The organism is Rhizobium sp. BR 314 (genome assembly GCF_047445805.1).
Classification (GTDB): Bacteria; Pseudomonadota; Alphaproteobacteria; order Rhizobiales; family Rhizobiaceae; genus Rhizobium; species Rhizobium lusitanum_B.
Genome location: NZ_JARWLA010000007.1, coordinates 213,417 through 231,430, shown reverse-complemented (window position 1 = coordinate 231,430; position 18,014 = coordinate 213,417). Strand labels below are relative to the sequence as shown.

The 18,014-nt window shown below is 61.4% G+C and carries 19 protein-coding genes; 7 read left to right on the top strand and 12 right to left on the bottom strand.

The genetic code is table 11. The annotated features are described in order from the left end of the window. The first annotated feature begins 24 nt into the window (after positions 1 to 24). The 7 genes from QD461_RS12835 (at position 25) to QD461_RS12805 (ending at position 6,355) form a co-directional block, all read left to right on the top strand. Positions 25 to 1,278, top strand: a complete 1,254-nt coding sequence (locus QD461_RS12835; RefSeq protein WP_414088108.1) for an ABC transporter substrate-binding protein — start codon at positions 25 to 27, stop codon at positions 1,276 to 1,278. A gap of 69 nt (positions 1,279 to 1,347) precedes the next feature. Continuing rightward, entirely contained in the window at positions 1,348 to 2,214 is an 867-nt protein-coding gene (locus QD461_RS12830; protein WP_184705510.1) for a branched-chain amino acid ABC transporter permease, read from the top strand. After that, entirely contained in the window at positions 2,211 to 3,248 is a 1,038-nt protein-coding gene (locus QD461_RS12825; protein ID WP_414088107.1) for a branched-chain amino acid ABC transporter permease, read from the top strand. Before QD461_RS12830 ends, QD461_RS12825 begins: the two co-directional genes overlap by 4 nt. Next, positions 3,245 to 3,949, top strand: a complete 705-nt coding sequence (locus tag QD461_RS12820; protein WP_414088106.1) for an ABC transporter ATP-binding protein — start codon at positions 3,245 to 3,247, stop codon at positions 3,947 to 3,949. Before QD461_RS12825 ends, QD461_RS12820 begins: the two co-directional genes overlap by 4 nt. Before the next feature lies 1 nt (position 3,950). Beyond that, positions 3,951 to 4,667 (top strand): ABC transporter ATP-binding protein, encoded by a 717-nt coding sequence (locus tag QD461_RS12815; protein WP_414088105.1) that lies wholly within the window; start codon positions 3,951 to 3,953, stop codon positions 4,665 to 4,667. 15 nt (positions 4,668 to 4,682) lie between these two features. Next, positions 4,683 to 5,399, top strand: a complete 717-nt coding sequence (locus tag QD461_RS12810) for an SDR family NAD(P)-dependent oxidoreductase (RefSeq protein WP_414088104.1) — start codon at positions 4,683 to 4,685, stop codon at positions 5,397 to 5,399. Positions 5,400 to 5,410: 11 nt separating this feature from the next. Next, positions 5,411 to 6,355 carry a helix-turn-helix domain-containing protein gene (locus tag QD461_RS12805; protein WP_414088103.1) on the top strand — a complete coding sequence of 315 codons (945 nt, stop codon included), beginning with the start codon at positions 5,411 to 5,413 and terminating at the stop codon, positions 6,353 to 6,355. 40 nt (positions 6,356 to 6,395) lie between these two features. On the opposite strand, the gene QD461_RS12800 is transcribed toward QD461_RS12805, so the two are convergent. From QD461_RS12800 to QD461_RS12745, 12 genes are all read right to left on the bottom strand, one after another. Further along, entirely contained in the window at positions 6,396 to 6,785 is a 390-nt protein-coding gene (locus QD461_RS12800) for a nuclear transport factor 2 family protein (protein WP_199148280.1), read from the bottom strand. An 11-nt stretch (positions 6,786 to 6,796) separates the two neighbouring features. Then, positions 6,797 to 7,576 (bottom strand): MoaF C-terminal domain-containing protein, encoded by a 780-nt coding sequence (locus QD461_RS12795; RefSeq protein WP_414088102.1) that lies wholly within the window; start codon positions 7,574 to 7,576, stop codon positions 6,797 to 6,799. Between the two features lie 16 nt (positions 7,577 to 7,592). Next, the gene (locus QD461_RS12790; protein WP_414088101.1) at positions 7,593 to 8,381 is read right to left on the bottom strand and encodes an SDR family NAD(P)-dependent oxidoreductase; all 789 of its coding nucleotides are present in this window, start codon (positions 8,379 to 8,381) and stop codon (positions 7,593 to 7,595) included. A gap of 169 nt (positions 8,382 to 8,550) precedes the next feature. After that, the gene (gene hpaI / locus QD461_RS12785) at positions 8,551 to 9,357 is read right to left on the bottom strand and encodes a 4-hydroxy-2-oxoheptanedioate aldolase (RefSeq protein ID WP_414088100.1); all 807 of its coding nucleotides are present in this window, start codon (positions 9,355 to 9,357) and stop codon (positions 8,551 to 8,553) included. An 11-nt stretch (positions 9,358 to 9,368) separates the two neighbouring features. Beyond that, the gene (gene hpaH, locus QD461_RS12780) at positions 9,369 to 10,172 is read right to left on the bottom strand and encodes a 2-oxo-hept-4-ene-1,7-dioate hydratase (RefSeq protein WP_414088099.1); all 804 of its coding nucleotides are present in this window, start codon (positions 10,170 to 10,172) and stop codon (positions 9,369 to 9,371) included. After that, entirely contained in the window at positions 10,172 to 11,044 is an 873-nt protein-coding gene (locus QD461_RS12775) for a fumarylacetoacetate hydrolase family protein (protein ID WP_414088098.1), read from the bottom strand. Before QD461_RS12775 ends, hpaH begins: the two co-directional genes overlap by 1 nt. 23 nt (positions 11,045 to 11,067) lie before the next feature. Next, positions 11,068 to 12,522, bottom strand: coding sequence for an NADP-dependent succinate-semialdehyde dehydrogenase (gene gabD / locus QD461_RS12770; protein ID WP_184705524.1), 1,455 nt, complete (start codon positions 12,520 to 12,522; stop codon positions 11,068 to 11,070). A 66-nt stretch (positions 12,523 to 12,588) separates the two neighbouring features. Next, on the bottom strand, positions 12,589 to 13,569 hold the full coding sequence (gene hpaD, locus QD461_RS12765) for a 3,4-dihydroxyphenylacetate 2,3-dioxygenase (RefSeq protein WP_184705525.1): 981 nt from the start codon (positions 13,567 to 13,569) through the stop codon (positions 12,589 to 12,591). A 132-nt stretch (positions 13,570 to 13,701) separates the two neighbouring features. Then, on the bottom strand, positions 13,702 to 15,219 hold the full coding sequence (gene hpaE, locus QD461_RS12760; protein WP_414088097.1) for a 5-carboxymethyl-2-hydroxymuconate semialdehyde dehydrogenase: 1,518 nt from the start codon (positions 15,217 to 15,219) through the stop codon (positions 13,702 to 13,704). A gap of 42 nt (positions 15,220 to 15,261) precedes the next feature. After that, positions 15,262 to 15,648, bottom strand: coding sequence for a 5-carboxymethyl-2-hydroxymuconate Delta-isomerase (locus tag QD461_RS12755; protein ID WP_414088096.1), 387 nt, complete (start codon positions 15,646 to 15,648; stop codon positions 15,262 to 15,264). Positions 15,649 to 15,701: 53 nt separating this feature from the next. After that, positions 15,702 to 16,721 (bottom strand): homoserine kinase, encoded by a 1,020-nt coding sequence (locus tag QD461_RS12750; protein WP_414088095.1) that lies wholly within the window; start codon positions 16,719 to 16,721, stop codon positions 15,702 to 15,704. Between the two features lie 7 nt (positions 16,722 to 16,728). Further along, positions 16,729 to 18,012: an aspartate aminotransferase family protein gene (locus tag QD461_RS12745; RefSeq protein ID WP_414088094.1), complete on the bottom strand. Its 1,284-nt coding sequence runs from the start codon at positions 18,010 to 18,012 to the stop codon at positions 16,729 to 16,731. Positions 18,013 to 18,014 lie beyond the last annotated feature (2 nt).

Here is an 18,014-nt window from a genome sequence, read left to right as displayed (position 1 = left end):
CGGGGACAACAACTGGAGGAGAAAATGCCTATCAATCTCAGAGGGCTGGCGATCAGCCTTTTCCTGACGCTCGTTTCGGCGTTCAGCGCACACGCGACCGCATCCTGCGGCGACAATAGTGGCAAGCCGGCGACCGGCGAGCCGATCGTCATCGGCGCCATCACCGGCAAGACCGGCCCGGACGACTTCTCGAACTCGACCAAGGCGGCAAAGGCCTATTTCGATTGCCTCAACGCCAATGGCGGCATCAAGGGCCGGCCGGTCAAGTATATGGTCGAGGACGACCAATGGAACCCGGAGATCGCGGCGCAGCTGGCGGCCAAGCTCGTCAACGATCAGAAAGCCGTGCTGATGGTCGGCAACTCGAGCTATGTCGAATGCGGCGCCAATGCTGAGCTCTACAAGAAGGCTGGTATTCTGGTGCTGGCCGGTGTCGGCGTGCCGCGCGAATGCTTCTTTGCGGGCAATATCGCTCCGACCAATGCCGGACCGCGCGTCTCGATGCTGGGTGCCATGGGTTACGCGCTCGACAAGCTCCATGCCAAGTCAGTAGTCTGCGTCGCCCCGAACATTCCGAACGTCGGCACGTGGTCCTGCGATGGCGTCGCTTTGCTCGCCAAGGAAAAGGGCTTCGCCGCACAGACGATCCTGATGGATCCGGGCTCTGCCGACGCGACGTCCGTCATCCTGCAGGCAGCGTCAAGCAAGCCCGACGTTATCGTTCTCGGCCTTTCAAAGGGCGTTGCGGTGCCGCTTCTGACCGCAGCCGAAGAGCAGGGTCTGAACCAATCCATCACCTTCCTGAGCGCTGCTTCTGCTTATGATCTCTCGGTTCCGTCGACCATCGGCCCGGGTTGGAACGACAAGTTCTATGTCAACATGGAGTTCAATGATCTCGAGGCAACCACGCCGGACAATCAGAACTGGCTCGCCGTGATGGATCAATACGGCCAGAAGTCGGACCCGCGTGACACCTTCGCTCAGGCCGGCTATCTGGCGGCGCGCGTCGCCGAGAAGGCACTGATGACGCTCGATCCTGCCAAGATCAACCGCGAGACCGCATCCGCGGCCGTGAAGCAGATCAAGGACTTCAAGAGCGATATCTTCTGCGCTCCCTGGTACTATGGCGACGGCCAGCCGCGTCACAATGCCAATTCGACGACACGCATGGCGGTTGCCGAAGGCGGCAAGTGGAAGGTCGTCTCCGATTGCGCTCCATCGCCAGATCCGGAACTGAAGGATATCCGCGCCTTCGAAAAGTCGGCCGGCCTCAACTAAGCCCCGAAGCTTGCCATCGGTTCCGCGGTGCTGACGCCGCGGAACCGAGCGACCCGAGAGGATCGATCCATGAACTTTCTACCCTTTGTCATTTCCGGGCTGGGAATAGGTGCAGTCTACGCACTGTCCGGTGTCGGGCTCGTCGTTCTGTTTCGAGCGACCGGCGTTCTCAATTTTGCTTTCGGCGCTTTCGGCGCGATCGGCGCCCATTGTGCCTGGCAACTGCTGGAGTGGAAGATGCCGCTCGCCGTTGCCATTCTGGCGGCCGTTGCCGTCTCCACCACGATCAGCTTTCTCTATGGCCGGATCTTCGCGCCCATGCTGTCGCATCGCGATATCGTCGTGCGCGCGGTAGGGACGCTGGCGCCGGCTCTCCTTTTGATCGCCGTCATGGGTGTCATCTGGGGCGAGCTGCCGCGCCGGTTGCAGTTCCCGACCGACCAGATGTTTGTGACCCTCTTTGCTGTGCGCCTGACCTATACGCGCATCATCGCCATCATATTGGCGGTCGTAATGGTCATTGCCATTACATTGCTGCTGAATCGCACGCGCCTCGGCCTCGATATGCGCGCTCTTGCCAATGACCGTGATCTGAGCGCAGTCCTCGGCGTACGCATCCTTTATACGGAAACTGCTGCCTGGGTCATCACCGGTATCTTCTCAGGCCTCGCTGGCCTGTTGCTTGCCGACCTTGTGCGGTTGCAGGGAACGTTTCTGACCTTGCTCGTTATTCCGGCGATTGCGGCGGCGATCCTCGGGCAGCTGCGCTCGCTCTGGGAAACGGCCGTCGCCGGCATTCTGATCGGCATTGCCGAGGCCGTGCTGACGCCGATCGCTTGGATCTCGCCCTATCGCGCGGCTGCACCCTTCGTCATCGCGCTCGTTGCAGTCACGATCCTGGGAGGCACGGCGCGAGCCGCGTTGAAAGACCGATGACCGTTCAAGATCAGACAATCGCCTCCAACGCCGAAGGCATATCGGTGGTGCGCCTGCCGAAGCAGCTACTGCATGTTCCGATGACGATGGCGATCTTCTCGCTCGTCGTCGCTCTCATTGCCAATTCCTTCTGGCTATCGGCGGCAACATCAGCCGTTGCCCTGTCGCTCTCCGTTGCCGGCCTCGCCATTCTCTACGGCCAGCTCGGGTTGGTCTCGCTCTGCCAGTTTGCGCTTGTCGGTGTCGGCGGCTGGGTGACGTTGCGTATAGGTCATGCTTTCCATCCGCCTTTCGAAGTCAGCCTGCTCGCGGGCGGCATCGTCGCCTCAGTGGTAGGGTTGGCCTTCGGCGTACCGGCATTGCGGTTGCGCGGTCTGTATCTGGCGCTTGTAACGCTGATGCTGGCCGGTGCCTTCCAGATCGTCATCAGCGCCTGGGGCTTTCCGGACGGTGGTCCCGGCTTCCTTGGGCGTGCAGATGGCTCGGGACGTGCAATGCTGGCGAGACCCGTTATCGCCGAGGGCGAAGTCGCCTATTTCCTTTATGTCTGCGTGGCGGCGGCGATCGGTCTGTTGGTTGCGCAATGGCACAAGCTTGCTCGTCCGGGTCGCGCCTGGGCGCTGATCCGCAAGGGTGAGACGGTTGCGGTAGCAAGTGGGGTCAATGTCCTGATCTACAAGGCGTGGGCCTTTGCGCTCAGCGGCTTTCTGGCCGGTCTCGCCGGCGGGCTGCTTGCCGGCAATGTTGGCCAGCTCGACGGCCGCGCCTTTGGCGCCTTCGATAGTCTCAATCTCTTCTCGCTGGCGATCGTCGGCGGGGTCTTCAACTGGTACGGCGCCTTGATCGCCGGTCTTCTCCTGCGGGCAGTGCCGGCGCTTCTGACCGATCTTGGTATCGACGGCTATGTGACGATCGGGATCTTCGGCATGGCGCTGTTCCATGCTCTGGCGACCGCTCCGACAGGTATTGCGGGTCAGGTATCGGCTGTGATCGCCTGGCTCGGCAACAAGCTTTCCCTGGGGAGGGATCGATGATCAAGATCGACAATCTCGTAGTGCAATTTGGCGGCGTCAAGCCGATCAACGAGCTCAGCGCCGTGCTGACGGCGCCGGTGGCCGGCCTCATCGGTCCGAATGGTGCCGGCAAGACCACGCTGCTCAATGTGCTCTCCGGCTTCGTCCGCCCGATCCAGGGCACGGTGTCGCTGGGCGAGCAGGCGTTGCTGTCGATGTCGCCGCTTCAGCGCGTGCGCGCCGGCCTGCGGCGTTCGTTTCAGACGGAGCAGGTTGTCGAGGATCTGACAGTCGCCGGCAATATCTCTGCGATCGCCGATCATGTCGTGTCTGTGGGACATCGCTCCGGCGCGGTCGATCAGGCTCTGGCCTTCGTCGGTCTGACCTCGGTTGCCTATTGCCTGGGGCAATCGCTCAATCTGTTTCAGCGTCGTCTCGTCGAGCTTGCCAAGTGTTTGATCGGCAACCCGAAGCTCATCCTGCTCGATGAGCCGGCGGCAGGGTTGACCGAGGAGGAGGGCAAAGCATTTCGAGAACTGGTTCTCCGCATCCCGGCGGAGTTCAGGGCACAGGTCCTGATCATCGATCACGATGTCGATCTGATCCGCTCGATGTGCAGCGAGACCATGGTGCTCGACTACGGCAAGCTTCTGGCGCTCGGTCCGACCCATGCCGTGCTTGCCGATCCCAATGTGCGTCGCGCCTATCTGGGGGAGTTCTGAGATGACCGGTACATCACAAGTCCGCGTCGAGAATCTTGTCGTGGAGCGCGGCGGCAAGCGCGTCATTCATGATGTTTCCTTCTCGGTGACTGCCGGTAAGGTCACGACGTTGCTTGGCGCCAATGGCGCAGGCAAGTCGAGCACCGTCATGGCCATGGCGGGCGTCTTACCGCGCGGCGGCTCGGTGAACCTCGATGGTGCCAAGCTCGATGGTTTTGCGCCTGATCGCATTCGCCGTGCGGGCCTTGCGCTTGTGCCGGAGGGGCATCGCGTGTTGGGACAGCTCTCCGTGGAGGACAACATCCTCGTGGCCGCCCTTGATCCGTCGGCCAGTGGCCGCAAGCAAGGGCTCGAGCGCGCCTACGAAATATTCCCCGAACTTGCCGAACGCCGCCGCCAATCGGCATCGGACTTGTCTGGCGGCCAAAAGCAGATGGTGGCGATGGCGCAGGCTTTCGTTGCCAAGCCTCGCTTCATGATCGTCGATGAGCTTTCTCTCGGACTGGCGCCTGCCGTCGTGAAGCGGCTGGCCGAGGCGCTCAAGATCGCAGCGGCCGGCGGCATCGGCGTTCTCCTGATCGAGCAGTTCGCCAACCTTGCCCTTGATCTTGCCGATCAGGCCCTGGTTCTGGAGCGTGGGCGTCTCGTCTTCGACGGCTCGGCCGCGACCTTGAAGGCGCAACCGGACATTCTCCACGGCGCCTACCTTGCCAGCTGACAGAAGGGAGTTGCCATGACGTTTTCTGCGGATCTCTTTGCCGGGCGAACGATCGTCGTGACCGGCGGCACATCGGGCATTGGAGCGGCCAGCGCGCACGGCTTTGCCGCACTTGGTGCCCGTGTTCTCAGCTGCGGTCTCGGCGCGTCCAAGGCGCCCGCAGTGCCGGGGATCGAAAACCATGAAGTCGATGTGCTCGTACCGGGGGCGCTGGAAGCCTTCTTCGCATCCGTCGAAGCCATCGATATCCTGGTCAATTGCACGGGCGTCAGCCGCGATCGGGGCGAATGGTCGAAGGCCGTGTTCGACGAGGTTATGGCGATCAACCTGACTTCGGTCATGGATTGTTGCCGGCTCGCCCGTCCGCGAATGCAGGTCGGATCGGCTATGATCAACATCGCTTCGATGTATTCCACCTTCGGAGCAGCCGACCGCCCGGCTTATGCGGCCAGCAAGGGCGCGATCGTGCAGCTAACGAAGTCGCTGGCGCAGGAATATGCGCAGGCCGGAATTCGCGTCAACGCGGTTGCGCCGGGCTGGATCGTCACGCCGCTCAGCCGCGCGCTTTTCGCCGACGAAGCTGCTTCCGGCCCCATTCTTCAACGTATTCCGGCTGGCAGATGGGGCGTTTCGGATGAGGTCGCAGATGCGATCATATTCCTTGCCTCGGACGCGGCACGTTATGTCACGGGTGCCTGCCTGCCGGTCGACGGCGGATATCTCACATCTTGAGGGCTTCTACGATGGCTGCAGCGCTTCAACGTCATGTCGAGATTGCCGGTGGGCAGGACTTTGCCGGCCTCGCGCGCAATCTCTTCGGCAATGTCCGTCTTGATTTCGGCGCTGCCGACGAGAACAAGAGCCGCATGGTCTCAGCGATGCTTGGCGCCTGCCGGCTGACGCGGTTGGAGGCCGATCGCCATATCGTTTTCGGCGAACGCGTCGCGGCGGGACCGGATGATCCGGACGCGATCAAGCTGATCCTGCAGACTGAGGGTATTGCTTCGCTGATGCAGGGCGGACAGCGTGCCCCGGTGCAATCCGATGCTCTGGTCATCTATGACCCACGTCGGCCCTATGTGCTGACCAACAGCACGCCCGTGCGCCAGCTTCTGCTGCAGTTGCCACGGCATGCGCTCTCCCACAGCGCCATCGAGCGGCTGGCGAGGCCGTTCACGGCGCATGCGGAGCAGGACGGCATGTGCCGCATCCTGCTGTCGTTGATGGAATCGACCATGCATGAGATCGGCCATCTCGATGAAGCTAGGCGCGCCGGCATCGGCCAGACCATGATCGATCTCGTTCGCACCGTGATCGGCGCGGATACGCAGCCGGCAAGACCGGTTGCCAATCCGCTGGCTCTGCTGTTGCAGCGGATCAAGGAGTTCATCGAAAGCAATGTCGAGCGGCCGGACCTGACCATTACAATGATCGCGCGCCGTATGGGCTGCTCTGTGCGCTATGTCTATCGGGCATTCGAGGTCGAGTGCCTGACGCCTTCGGACTATATCTGGAATTTACGCGTGGAGAAGGCTGCCGCACAGTTGCGGGATGCCGGAGGCTATGCGGGCGAAATATCCGAAATTGCGTTTGCGCTCGGCTTTTCATCAAGCGCACATTTTTCCCGGGCCTTTCGCAATCGCTTCGGTGTTTCTCCCTCGCAATGGCGTAGGGCCGCGGCTGTATAAAAGAGGCGGCCGGACGTCGAGTCCCGGCCGCCTCGACCGATCAACGCATCGATTCTACCACCCGAAGCGTATCGGTGAACTGTTCGAACCGGCGGATCTTATCCTGCGCCACGCCCCAGACATGCACGACGCGAGCTTTGAACGGCTTGCCCGTCTGTTTGCTGGTGCCGGTATATTCGCCGATGGCGACCACGTCGTTGCCGGCGTCGAGGAGCCGTTCGAGCGTGAACGTGTATCCGTCAAACAGCTGTCCGAGCGCCTGAAAGACGTTCTTGAAGATTTCCTGCGGGCCGACATAGGTGCCGACGCAGGGGAAGCCGTCCATCTCGGTCCAGTGGCAATCCGGAGCGATGTCGGCCAGCATGCCATCCATGTCGCGGCGAAGATTGGCGTCGTAATGCGCCTTCACAATTTCGAAAGCTGTTCGCATCGTGCTGTCCTTCACACTGGTTCCTGGCCGGGCAGGTAGTAGGTCATCGAGGCTTTGCGAATGAACGCGCCGGCCGGGCTATTCTGGATACGTCCGTCGCCAGTAATGCCGAGGAACTTGCCTGTGGAACGCATGTCATTGAAATTGTAGAAGAACGTCGACGCGACCGCGATCTTGAATTCGCGGAAGGTGAAGATGTACTGGTTCTCGTCGAACTTGTAGGTGGTGGTCAGATCGACGTCGCCATGGCCGCGCTGAACGCCGACGAGGCATTGCCAGGCATAGCGCTGCGACGACAGGTACGTGTGCTCGTAGACATGGTTGGGGCTGTAGGTGAAGTGTGCCCGGAGACCGATCAGGTCGCGGCTCTCAGCTGGAGCCTGACCGCTGACAACACCGCCCTCGATGATGCCGGGACGGAAGATCTGCGCCACCTGCGGCTCGCCGACCGAATCTTTCAGCTCGCGAACGATCGAGTAGATCGACAGGGCGCGACGCGTCTCGACATTGAGGATCAGCGTTTCCGCTTCCTTCGAACGTCCGGCAAAAACGATCTCGACGAAATAGGTGTTCGGCGCGACTTCGATAACTTCGGCCTTATCCGTGGCGCTGTCCTTGCCGTCGGACCATTTGACGTGTTCCTTGCCAAAGGCAAGCTCGAGCTTGCGGCCGTCGTTGAAGGCGACCTTGTGCGACGAGCCGGCAAGGGCATCCGTCGCCGGCAGCCGGTTCGTGTCGATGCCATAGGCGAATTGATCGTAGGTTTTCCAATCTTTTGGATTCTGGTTCATGCGCGTTTCCTCCCCCTTAATCCACAAATGCCAGCGTCGGCAGATCGACGGTGCCGGCGCCGCCGTCGACGGTCAGGACCGCGCCGTTGATCATCGAAGCCTCACCCGAAGCGAGGAAGCAGACAGCATTGGCGACGTCTTCGGCGGTTGCCGGCTGGCCGAGCGGCACGTCCTTGGTGACGAGCGCATAGGCTTCCTCGATGCTGTTCAGCTTGTACTTCTCGACGATGAATTCCATCTGTTCGTCGGCCATGGCGGTCGTGACCCAGCCTGGGCAGACGGTGTTGGTGCGTACGCCCTTGCGGCCGTAGTCGCGCGCCAGCGATTTCGCGAGGCCGATGCAGCCGTGCTTCATGGTGACGTAGCCTGCGGCATCCGGCCCGGCAAAGAGCCCGGCGATCGAGGCGAGAACGACGATGTTGCCCTTGTTCTTGATGAGGTGGGGCAGGGATTCGCGCGCGCTGACGAATGCGGTGTTGAGGTTTAGACGAACGGCAAGATCCCATGTCTCGTCCGACATGCTGACCGTCGGCCCGACACCGTGGCCACCGGCATTAGCGATCAGAATGTCGAGCCCGCCATAGGTCTCGACGACTTTCTCCACGGCAGCCTTCATCGCGGCGCCATCGGCAGCATCGGCTGCAACGACAGTTGCGCCGATCTCTTCGGCAACGCTTCTAAGCGGCTCGGGACGGCGTCCGACGAGCGCGACATTGCCGCCTTCCTCGCGGATGCGGCGCGCGACCGCTGCGCCGATACCCGTGCCGCCACCGGTGATCAGGGCCGTCTTGTTCTTGAAACGCATGTTTCCTCCTCTTGGATTTCTTGAGCATCATGGCCGATGCGTTCGCAGGCGTCGCGTCCAGCTGTGCAGTCCGTTTTGACTGAGCGTGCACAACGCGTCTGATCGCACTGCTCCTCTACCGTGTGATTGGCAGACGCCTCCCGCCGACTACGAGAGGCATCCGCGGAGATCAGTATACCTTCGCTTCAGCAGGCGGTTTTGCTGCTTCAACCTTTTTGAAATCGTCCAGAAGCTTGGTGGTGGCATTGGCGAGAAGCGTGACGTCATTGCCGATCGCCACGAACGTCGCACCAAGTTCGAGATAGCGCTTGGCCAGCGAGAGGTCGCCGATCAGGATGCCAGCCGCTTTGCCATGAGCCTGAATTTTCGCAAGCGCCTTTTCGACCTCCGCCTGCACTTCCGGCGCGCCCGGCCTACCGAGATAGCCCATGTCGGCAGCGAGATCGGCGGGGCCGATAAAGACGCCGTCAACGCCTTCAGTCGAGGCTATGGCATCGAGCGCCTCAAGCCCTGCGCGGCTTTCCACTTGCAAGAGCAGGCAGATCTCGTCATTGGCCGTCGGCAGATAATCGGGAATGCGATTGAAGGCGGAGGCGCGGGCAAGGGCCGCACCGACGCCGCGCACGCCATGTGGCGGATATCTGACAGCCTTGACCATGGTCTCGGCCATTTCCCTGCTGTCGACCATCGGGATGAGCAGGGTCTGTGCGCCGATATCGAGCATCTGCTTGATGATCCAGGTCTCGCCGATCGTCGGACGGATGATCGCGTGGCTCGCCGTGCCCTTCATCGCCTGCAGTTGCGAGACGAGGAGCGGCACGTCATTCGGCGCATGCTCGGCGTCGAGCAGGAGCCAATCGTAGCCGGCGCCCGCTGAGATTTCGACCGTGTAGGCATTGGCGAGGGCCTGCCAGAGGCCGATCTGCGCCCGCCCTTCCTTCAGTGCCTGTTTAAAGAGGTTCTTGGGCGCAGGCATGTCTCACTCCTTCAGGCAAAGAACAGGCTGACCGATCCGTAAGGACCGAAATCGGCGGTGATCGTATCGCCGTGCCGTGCCTCGATCGGGCGGATGAACGAACCGGCAAGAACGATCTGACCGGCTTCGATACCGTCGCCATATTGCGACAGCCGATTGGCAAGCCAGGCGATGCCGCGTGCAGGCTGGTTTAAGACGCCGGCGCCAAGGCCGGTTTCCTCGACCTCGGCGTTGCGGCTGACGATCGCGCCCATCCAGCGCATGTCGATCTGGTCGGGTCGCACCGCGCGGCCGCCGGTGACGATACCCGCATTGGCGGCATTGTCGGAGATGGTATCGACGATAGTGCGCGCCTTCTTCGTCTCCGGGTCGACCCGGAGGATACGGGTGTCGAGGATCTCAAGAGCGGGGGTCACGTAGTCGGTGGCATTCAGCACATCGAAGATCGAGACGTTCGGCCCCTTGAGCGGTGCCTTCATGACGAAGGCGATCTCGGCCTCGATGCGCGGCTGAATGAAGCGGTCGGCCGGCACGGTGGCGCCATCCTCGAAGACCATGTCTTCGAAGAGCACGCCGGAATCCGGAATGTTGATGTTGAGGGCATATTGCATCGCCTTCGACGTCAGCCCGATCTTCCAGCCGATCGGCTTGCGGCCGGCTGCGATCTTCTTCGTCACCCAAGCGCTTTGGACGGCATAGGAATCGTCCATGGTCATCTGCGGGTGCTTCAGCGAGAGGAGCCCCGTCTGGACGCGCGTCCGCTCGGCCAGATCGAGGCTTTCCGCCGCGGCCTGGATTTCATTTTGCGACAGCATCAGAGCACCTCGTCGGCAATGGTGTTTTTCAGGATGCCGAGGCCATCTGCCTCGACTTCGACGACATCTCCCGGCTTCAGCCAGATCGGCGGGTCGAAGCGGGCGCCGGCGCCGGTCGGCGTGCCTGTCACGATGACGTCGCCGGGAACGAGCGTGGTGAAGGTGGAGATGTAGTTGATGATCTTGCGGAAGGAGAAGATCATCCGGCTGGTGCGGTCGATCTGGCGCACCTCGCCGTTGACGCGGGTCTTAAGCTCAATGTCGTCAAGCTGGGCGCCATCGGTGAAGGGGATCAGCCAGGGGCCAATAGAGCCTGTATTGTCGAAGTTCTTGCCCTGGGTAACGTTGAACTTCGCGTGCCGTACCCAGTCGCGGATCGTGCCTTCATTGCAAAGCGAAAGAGCGGCGATATGCGAGAAGGCATCGGCCTCGGCAATCCGCCGGCCACCCTTGCCGATGACAATGACGATCTCGCCTTCGTAGTCGAGCTGGGGGCTTTCCGGCGGCCGGATCAGCGGCTGGCCGTTGCCGGTGAACGAGCGCGGAAAGCGGATGAAGAGAGAGGGGTTGGAAGGGGCAGCCTGCCCATCCTTGTACTCCTCGTTGCGGTCGGGGAAGTTGACCCCGACGCAAATGATCTTTTCCGGCGACGGAATGGGAATTTCGAAGCGGATGTCGTCCAGTGCGAAATCCGGCTTCAACGTCTTGGCTTCCTCTGCGAGCTGAACGAGGCGACCGGCCTCGATCACCTCACGCAGTGTCGGCCATGACGCGCCGTGGCGGGCGGAGAGGTCGACGACGCCGCCGTCGACCGCAAGCCCGTAACCATGACGGCCGTTTCTCGAAAAGGACAGGAATCTTGGATGGGTCATGCTTTCATGGCCTTGTTTTGACCTCAGACGACGCCGCCGAGGCAGACATATTTGATTTCGGTGAATTCCTCGATGCCGTAGCGCGAGCCCTCGCGACCAAGGCCGGAGAGCTTGACGCCACCGAAGGGGGCTTCGGCCGTCGAGATCAGGCCGGTATTGACGCCGACCATGCCGTATTCCAGGGCTTCGGCAACGCGGAATACGCGGGCGAGATCCTTGGCATAAAAGTAGGAGGCAAGGCCAAACTCGGTGTCATTGGCCTGAACGATGACATCGGCCTCATCCTTGAAGCGGAAGAGCGGAGCCACCGGTCCGAAGGTCTCTTCCTTCGCCACAGCCATGGCAGGCGTGACGTCGGCGAGCACCGTCGCTTCATAGAAGCGTCCGCCGAGCTGATGGCGATGACCGCCGGCAACGATGCGACCGCCCTTGGAAAGAGCGTCGGCGACATGCTCCTCGACCTTGTTGAGAGCCGCTTCATCGATCAGAGGTCCGAGGTTGATGCCCTCGTCAAAACCGTTGCCGGTCTTCAGCGAACCCACAGCCTTGGCAAGCTTTTCGGCAAAGGCATCATAGACGCCGTCCTGCACGTAGAGACGGTTGGCACAGACGCAGGTCTGACCGTTGTTGCGGAACTTGGCAATCAGCGCGCCTTCGACAGCAGCATCGAGATCGGCATCGTCGAACACGATGAAGGGCGCATTGCCTCCTAGCTCAAGGCCGAGTTTCTTGATGGTCGGCGCGCTCTGCTTGTAGAGTTCCGCACCGACTTCGGTCGAGCCGGTGAAGGTGAGCTTGCGCACGACCGGGCTTGCGGTCATCTCGGCGCCGATGGCGCGGGCCGATCCGGTGATGACGCTGAACAGTCCCTTGGGCAGGCCGGCACGCTCGGCGAGGATCGCAAGGGCGATTGCCGAGAACGGCGTCTGGGACGCGGGTTTCAGGACCATGGCGCAGCCAGCGGCAAAAGCCGGGCCAGCCTTGCGGGTGATCATCGCATTCGGGAAATTCCAGGGGGTGATGGCCGCGACGACGCCGATCGGCTGCTTCATGACAAGGATGCGCTTGTCCTTCTGATGGCCGGGGATGATGTCGCCATAGACGCGGCGGCCTTCTTCGGCAAACCATTCGATGAAGCTTGCGCCATAGGCAATTTCGCCCTTGGCCTCGGGCAGTGGCTTACCCTGTTCGGCTGTCAGGATGCGTCCGAGATCATCCTGGTTTTCCATCATCAGCTCGAACCAGCGTCGCAGAATGCCGGAACGCTCCTTGGCGGTGCGGGCGGCCCATTCCTTCTGGGTCACCTCGGCTGCAGCAATCGCTTTCTTCGTCTCGGCAGCGCCCAGATTGGGAACCAGGCCGATGATCTCGCCTGTTGCCGGATTGTCGACCTTGATCGCGTTTGCGGGATCGGCTTCGATCCACTCGCCGCCGACCAATGCCGCCTGCCGGAACAACGTTGCGTCCTTCAATTTCATGACTATCTCCTCGCCTGGATAACGTTGAAAAGAGCGGGCGTTTTCGCCCGCTCTTGAGGGTAACGCTTAAGGCGCGATAATCGGCTGTGCCTTCAGTTCCGGTTCCGCGACTTCTGCGCCGGCGAACAGGCTACCATGTTCGAACCAGGATTTGGGAGCGGGTGCGCCCCAAAGTGTCTGGCGCTGCGGATCCTTGAGGTCCCACTTGATCGGCTCCAGATCGGGATCGACGGTCTGATAGTCCGAGCAGTAGATTTCGATGCGGTGGCCATCCGGATCGAGGACGTAGAGGAAGAAGGCATTCGAGATGCCGTGGCGTCCCGGGCCGCGCTCGATATTGCTGACCCAGCCGGTGGTTGCCATCAGGTCGAGAAGGTCGATGATGTTGAGCGGCGTCGGAACCCAGAAGGCGGTGTGGTGCAGGCGCGGGCCGCGACCATTGGTGAAGGCGATGTCGTGGACGCCGCCCTTGCGGTGCGTCCAGGCAGCCCAGAGACGACCGGTTTCGGCATCCTCGGTATATTCCGTGACGCGGAAGCCGAGTTCGTTATAGAAAGCCACGCTTTCATCGACATTGGTCGAGTAGCAGTTGAAGTGGTCGATGCGCAGCGGCTTGACGCCCTTGTAGAGCGCATATTTCTGATGGATCGGCGGCAGGCGATCCATCTTCGAGTAGAACTCAAGCGGGATGCCATGCGGGTCGCGGGTGCGGAAGGTCCGCGCCTGGTAAGGGCGCTCGACCCATTCCACCGGCAGGCCCTTGCCCTTGAAGAAGTGAGCGGCCTTGTCGAGATCCTCGTCGCCGAAGACCTTGAAGCCGAGGTCGCGAGCTTCCGCCTTGTCGGACTTGCGCAGGACGATGCAGTGATGGCCGCGCTCTTCGAGTGCCCGCAGGTAGATGGTGTCGGCCGTCTCATCCGTCACCTGCAGGCCGAGTGTGTCGACATAGAAGGAGCGCGACTTGGCAAGGTCGGTAACGCCGAATTCGACATGGCTGAGGCGCACGATGTTGAAGGGCGGATAGAGATTTGGTTTTGGCAGGGGCATGTGTTCCTCCTCTTGGAGCAATTTCCAGGAAAAGTGCGAAGCGGTTTTCCGTCCGGAATTGCGTTAAACGAAAAGTTCGAGCGGTTCCGCGCTTCCTCGAAAAGCTGAACCGCTCTAATGCGTATTGTCGGCTCAGCCGCCGAGTTTCTGGATTGCGTGTGGCTTGGTGGCGAAGGCGACGTTCTTGGTTTCCATGTAGAAATCGAACGACCAGTCGCCGCCGTCGCGGCCGATGCCGGAATTCTTGACCCCACCGAAGGGGGTGGGCAGATGGCGAACGTTTTCCGAATTCACCCAGATCATGCCGGCCTCGAGATGATCGGTGAAACGGAACGCGCGGGTGACGTCCGAGGTCCAGAGATAGCCGGTCAGGCCATACTGGACGTCGTTAGCGAGCGCGAGCGCATCGGATTCGTCCTTGAAGGGGATGGCTGTTAGTACCGGCCCGAAGATTTCTTCCTGGGCGATGCGCATCTGGTTGTTGGCGCCCGTGAACAGGGTCGGGGAGACGTAGCAACCGCCGCCGGGGCCATCGAACTTCTCGCCGCCGGCTGCAACCGTTGCGCCCTCGGACTTGCCGATCTGGATATATTCCAGCACCTTCTTTTCGTGCACGGGATGGACGAGCGGGCCGACGACAGTTTCCGGGTCCAGCGGATGGCCGACCTTGATGCGCTTGGCCTTCTCGGCGACGATTGCGGTGAACTTGTCGTAGACGCTTTCCTCGACCAGCAGGCGCGAGGACGAGGTGCAGCGCTCCCCGTTCAGCGAGTAGATCATGAAGACGGCGGCATCGGCGGCGCGCTCAAGATCGGCATCGGCAAAGACGACGACCGGGTTCTTGCCACCAAGCTCGAAATGCACCCGCTTCAGTGTATCGGCACCCTGCTTCATGATCATCGAACCGGTGCGGCTTTCGCCGACGAAGCCGATGGCCTTGATGAGCGGATGTTCCGTCAGAGCGCGGCCAGCATCTTCGCCCAGACCGTTGACCAGGTTCCAAACACCCTTCGGCAAGCCGGCCTCCTCGGCAATTTCCACCAGCAAGCGGGCGGTCAGCGGCGAGAATTCGGCTGGTTTGTGGACGATGGTGCAGCCGGCGGCCAGTGCCGGCGCGATCTTCCAGGTCGACAGCATGAAGGGCGTGTTCCAGGGCGTGATGATCCCGACCGGGCCGATCGGCACGCGCGTCGTCAGGTTCACCTGGCCTTCGGCGCGGATCGACTTGCCATCGCGCGCTTCCGGTGCGCGATCGGCGAAGAAACGGAAATTCTCGGCGCCGCGCAGGGCGGCCTTGGCCATGAATTTCAGCGACTGTCCGGTGTCCATGCATTCGACGAAGGCGATCTCTTCCGCGCGGGCCACGATTGCATCGGCGATCTTATGCAGAAGCTTCTTGCGGGCGTCACCCGGCATGGCAGCCCAATCGGCAAAGGCGGCCTTTGCGGCTTTGGCGGCACGATCGATATCGGCGGCCTTGCCGCGGGCGACGGTGGCAAGCGGCTTCAGATCGACCGGCGAAATGGTCTCGAAGGTCGAACCGTCATCGGCACGGACATCCTCGCCGTTGATGCGGTTGAGAACACCGCGCTCTTTGAACCGGGCCAGAAAGCTTTCGGCCTTTGCGATGTTTTCCTGCAATTTGGACATCGTCTATTTCCTTGATGTTATCTCGTCCCTAGGCGGGCGTGGTCACTTGCCGCGAAGCCGCGGATGAATGGCGTTCTTTTTCCAGCTGAGTTCCGCATCGATCTCGCGAATTTCCAGCGAGAGCGCGAAATGCGGCGTCTCGAAGAGGGGGCTTAGAACCTCGGTTGCTGCCGCAAAGATCGCTTCGCCGGTACGCTTCTTTTCATCAGCCGTGCGACCCTTGCCGATGCGGAAATTCAGATCGACAAAGGCGTTCTCCGGCAGTTTGTCTGCGATTGCGTAGTGATCGGCGCGGAAGGCGCGGACGCGCACGGCCCCGATCTCGAAAAGACCGGTTTCCAGCACGGTCTTCAGCAGTCGTTCGCAAAGCGCGCCGATATCGGCGCGGCCTTCCAGATTAGCCGAATACTCGATGGCGAGATGTGGCATACGTCCTCCCGATCTCTTATTTACTTAACACGTTAATCAATTCCAAGGAGAAGTCAAGCAATGGTATCGAGCTTTCTTGCCATCTCCAGACTTTCGTTGACGTAGCGAGCAAGGCGCGGGGCGGCGTTCGGAATCTCGGGCCGCTCGGCGAGCCATCCGATGTAGGTGAGGCTGCGCAGAACCATGAAGAGCGGAAGGAATTCGAGCGTTGCGTCGGAAAGCTCACGCTGGCTCCGATAGCCCGAAATCAGCGCGTTCTCGATGTCCGGATAGGCGGGTTCGTTGCGATTCTTCAGCAAGGCCGTTGCAAGATCGAAAAGACGGAAACCATATCCCGCATCGTCGAAATCGATGAAGGCAACGTCGCTTTCGTTGTCCGTGAGGAAGATGTTCTCACGCACAAGATCGGCATGGATCAGGCCATAATCGAGGCCACGTTCCTGCGCCTTTGCGAGCGCTTGGCGTAATTGGCCTCGCAATGCCGTCAGCGCTTCGGCATCGTCCTTCGGGAGGCCCAGGCAATCCCAGAAGCGTCCCCACAAGGGCTTTTCGCCAACGAGGCCTTCCACATCCCAGGCCGGGCGTCGAAAACGCTCGGGCGGTGCCCATGCATCGGCGAGATTATGCATGGTCGCCATGGAGCGGCCGACGCAGTAGAATATCTGCGCCTGCTTTTCGGCTGACTGTGCCAGCGGCGTGCCGCTCTGGCCGAGCGGTGAACCCTCGATCCAACTGACGACGTCGGCGTGCTGCTCGGAAAATTGCCGGTTCGCCGGGAGCCGAACGAGGCTTTGCCTGTCGCTTGTAGGAACAGGGCTCGGCACGTTGAGGTCGCCGAGCCGCAGCGCAGCCATCAGGTGCAGTTCCGAGCGCAGGCTCGTTTCGTCGTGATAGCCTGGACGATGTAGCCGAAGGGCGGCATATTGTCCGTCGTCGAGAGTGATGCGGAAGACGGCATTCTCCCGATATTTCATCAGCACCGGTTCATCGGCCTGAACCGACCAATGGTCGAGCGCCTCCAGTGCGCGCTTCTGCAGGGCGTCCCGGACGGCCTGTGGCAACTCGTCAGCCATATCAGCCTCACAAGCCCGACAGCACGTCGTCGAAAATCGACAGCATGAAATCGGCATTCTCTGTAGTAAAGGGCATGGGCGGCCGGATTTTGGTCGCGCATTGATGAATGCCGATCTTACCCATCAGCACGCCCCGTTCGCGCATCTTATTGACGATCCGGGTTGCCTGTGCCGCCGCAGGTTCCTTGGTTGCACGGTCGAGCACGAATTCCGTCCCCATGAAGAGGCCGCTTCCGCGCACGTCGCCGATGATCGAGTGTTTTTGCGCGAGTTTCTGGAAGGCAGTGCGCGTGTATTCGCCGACCTTGCGGGCGTTTTCGATGAGGTTTTCGTCGTCGATGACGTCAAGAACCGCCATCGCCGCCGCGCAGGAGACCGGATTGCCGCCGAAGGTATTGAAATAGCGGAACGCCTTGCGGAAGGCATTCACCGTATCGATGTTGGCAACGACACCGCCGACCGGATGGCCGTTGGCCATCGGCTTGCCGAGGGTGACAATGTCGGGAACGATACCGGCATGTTGATGCCCCCACATATGCGTGCCGGTGCGGCCGAAACCGGGTTGCACCTCGTCGGTAATGACTAGGCCGCCCGCTTTCCGCACGGCGGCGACCGTCTTGTCCAGGAAGCCCGGCGGCAGATCCGGGAAGCCTTCATTGGCAAAGAACGGGTCGATGATGATAGCGGAAAAGCCATGCGGGCTGTCCTGCAGTGAAGCAATCGCCTTCTCGACCTCTGCTGCGAAAGCCGTGGCAAAGGCGTCTCCGCCTTCGCCGCCGAGCGGCCGATAGCTGTCCGGCGCAGGCACATGCCGAACATGGCCACCGAAGCCGCCGACCGGCGGCATGCGCGTCGACAGTTGTGACACGGCCGTCGTGTTGCCGTGATAGGTGTGGTTGGTCGCGATGACGCCGGTCTTGCCGGTGACGGCCTGTGCCATGCGCAGGGCCACGTCGTTGGCTTCGCTGCCCGTGCAGGTCAGGATCGCCGCGCCGAGGCTCTTGTCGAAAGTCGCCGTCAGCCGCTCGACATAGTCGAGGATCCCTTCGTGCAGGTAGCGCGTGTGCGTGTTCAGCGTCGAGGCCTGGCGCGTGATGGCCCCGACCACGCGCGGATGGCAATGGCCGACATGCGGCACGTTGTTGTAGCAATCGAGGTATTTCTTGCCGTCGGCGTCCCAGAGCCAGACGCCTTCGCCGCGCACCAGATGGACCGGATCCTCATAGAAGAGCGACATGTTGCGGCCGAGAAGCCGCTCGCGCCGTGCGATAAGAGCTGCATTGTCGGACATGA

What these genes read in the sequence shown, in the direction of transcription:
- QD461_RS12745 (WP_414088094.1), bottom strand. Translation starts at nt 18,012, where the DNA reads ATGTCCGACAATGCAGCTCTTATCGCACGGCGCGAGCGGCTTCTCGGC.
- QD461_RS12750 (WP_414088095.1), bottom strand. Translation starts at nt 16,721, where the DNA reads ATGGCTGACGAGTTGCCACAGGCCGTCCGGGACGCCCTGCAGAAGCGC.
- QD461_RS12810 (WP_414088104.1), top strand. Translation starts at nt 4,683, where the DNA reads ATGACGTTTTCTGCGGATCTCTTTGCCGGGCGAACGATCGTCGTGACC.
- QD461_RS12835 (WP_414088108.1), top strand. Translation starts at nt 25, where the DNA reads ATGCCTATCAATCTCAGAGGGCTGGCGATCAGCCTTTTCCTGACGCTC.
- QD461_RS12755 (WP_414088096.1), bottom strand. Translation starts at nt 15,648, where the DNA reads ATGCCACATCTCGCCATCGAGTATTCGGCTAATCTGGAAGGCCGCGCC.
- gabD (WP_184705524.1), bottom strand. Translation starts at nt 12,522, where the DNA reads ATGAAATTGAAGGACGCAACGTTGTTCCGGCAGGCGGCATTGGTCGGC.
- QD461_RS12815 (WP_414088105.1), top strand. Translation starts at nt 3,951, where the DNA reads ATGACCGGTACATCACAAGTCCGCGTCGAGAATCTTGTCGTGGAGCGC.
- QD461_RS12805 (WP_414088103.1), top strand. Translation starts at nt 5,411, where the DNA reads ATGGCTGCAGCGCTTCAACGTCATGTCGAGATTGCCGGTGGGCAGGAC.
- QD461_RS12830 (WP_184705510.1), top strand. Translation starts at nt 1,348, where the DNA reads ATGAACTTTCTACCCTTTGTCATTTCCGGGCTGGGAATAGGTGCAGTC.
- hpaH (WP_414088099.1), bottom strand. Translation starts at nt 10,172, where the DNA reads ATGCTGTCGCAAAATGAAATCCAGGCCGCGGCGGAAAGCCTCGATCTG.
- QD461_RS12795 (WP_414088102.1), bottom strand. Translation starts at nt 7,576, where the DNA reads ATGAACCAGAATCCAAAAGATTGGAAAACCTACGATCAATTCGCCTAT.
- QD461_RS12820 (WP_414088106.1), top strand. Translation starts at nt 3,245, where the DNA reads ATGATCAAGATCGACAATCTCGTAGTGCAATTTGGCGGCGTCAAGCCG.
- QD461_RS12790 (WP_414088101.1), bottom strand. Translation starts at nt 8,381, where the DNA reads ATGCGTTTCAAGAACAAGACGGCCCTGATCACCGGTGGCGGCACGGGT.
- hpaD (WP_184705525.1), bottom strand. Translation starts at nt 13,569, where the DNA reads ATGCCCCTGCCAAAACCAAATCTCTATCCGCCCTTCAACATCGTGCGC.
- hpaE (WP_414088097.1), bottom strand. Translation starts at nt 15,219, where the DNA reads ATGTCCAAATTGCAGGAAAACATCGCAAAGGCCGAAAGCTTTCTGGCC.
- QD461_RS12825 (WP_414088107.1), top strand. Translation starts at nt 2,211, where the DNA reads ATGACCGTTCAAGATCAGACAATCGCCTCCAACGCCGAAGGCATATCG.
- QD461_RS12800 (WP_199148280.1), bottom strand. Translation starts at nt 6,785, where the DNA reads ATGCGAACAGCTTTCGAAATTGTGAAGGCGCATTACGACGCCAATCTT.
- hpaI (WP_414088100.1), bottom strand. Translation starts at nt 9,357, where the DNA reads ATGCCTGCGCCCAAGAACCTCTTTAAACAGGCACTGAAGGAAGGGCGG.
- QD461_RS12775 (WP_414088098.1), bottom strand. Translation starts at nt 11,044, where the DNA reads ATGACCCATCCAAGATTCCTGTCCTTTTCGAGAAACGGCCGTCATGGT.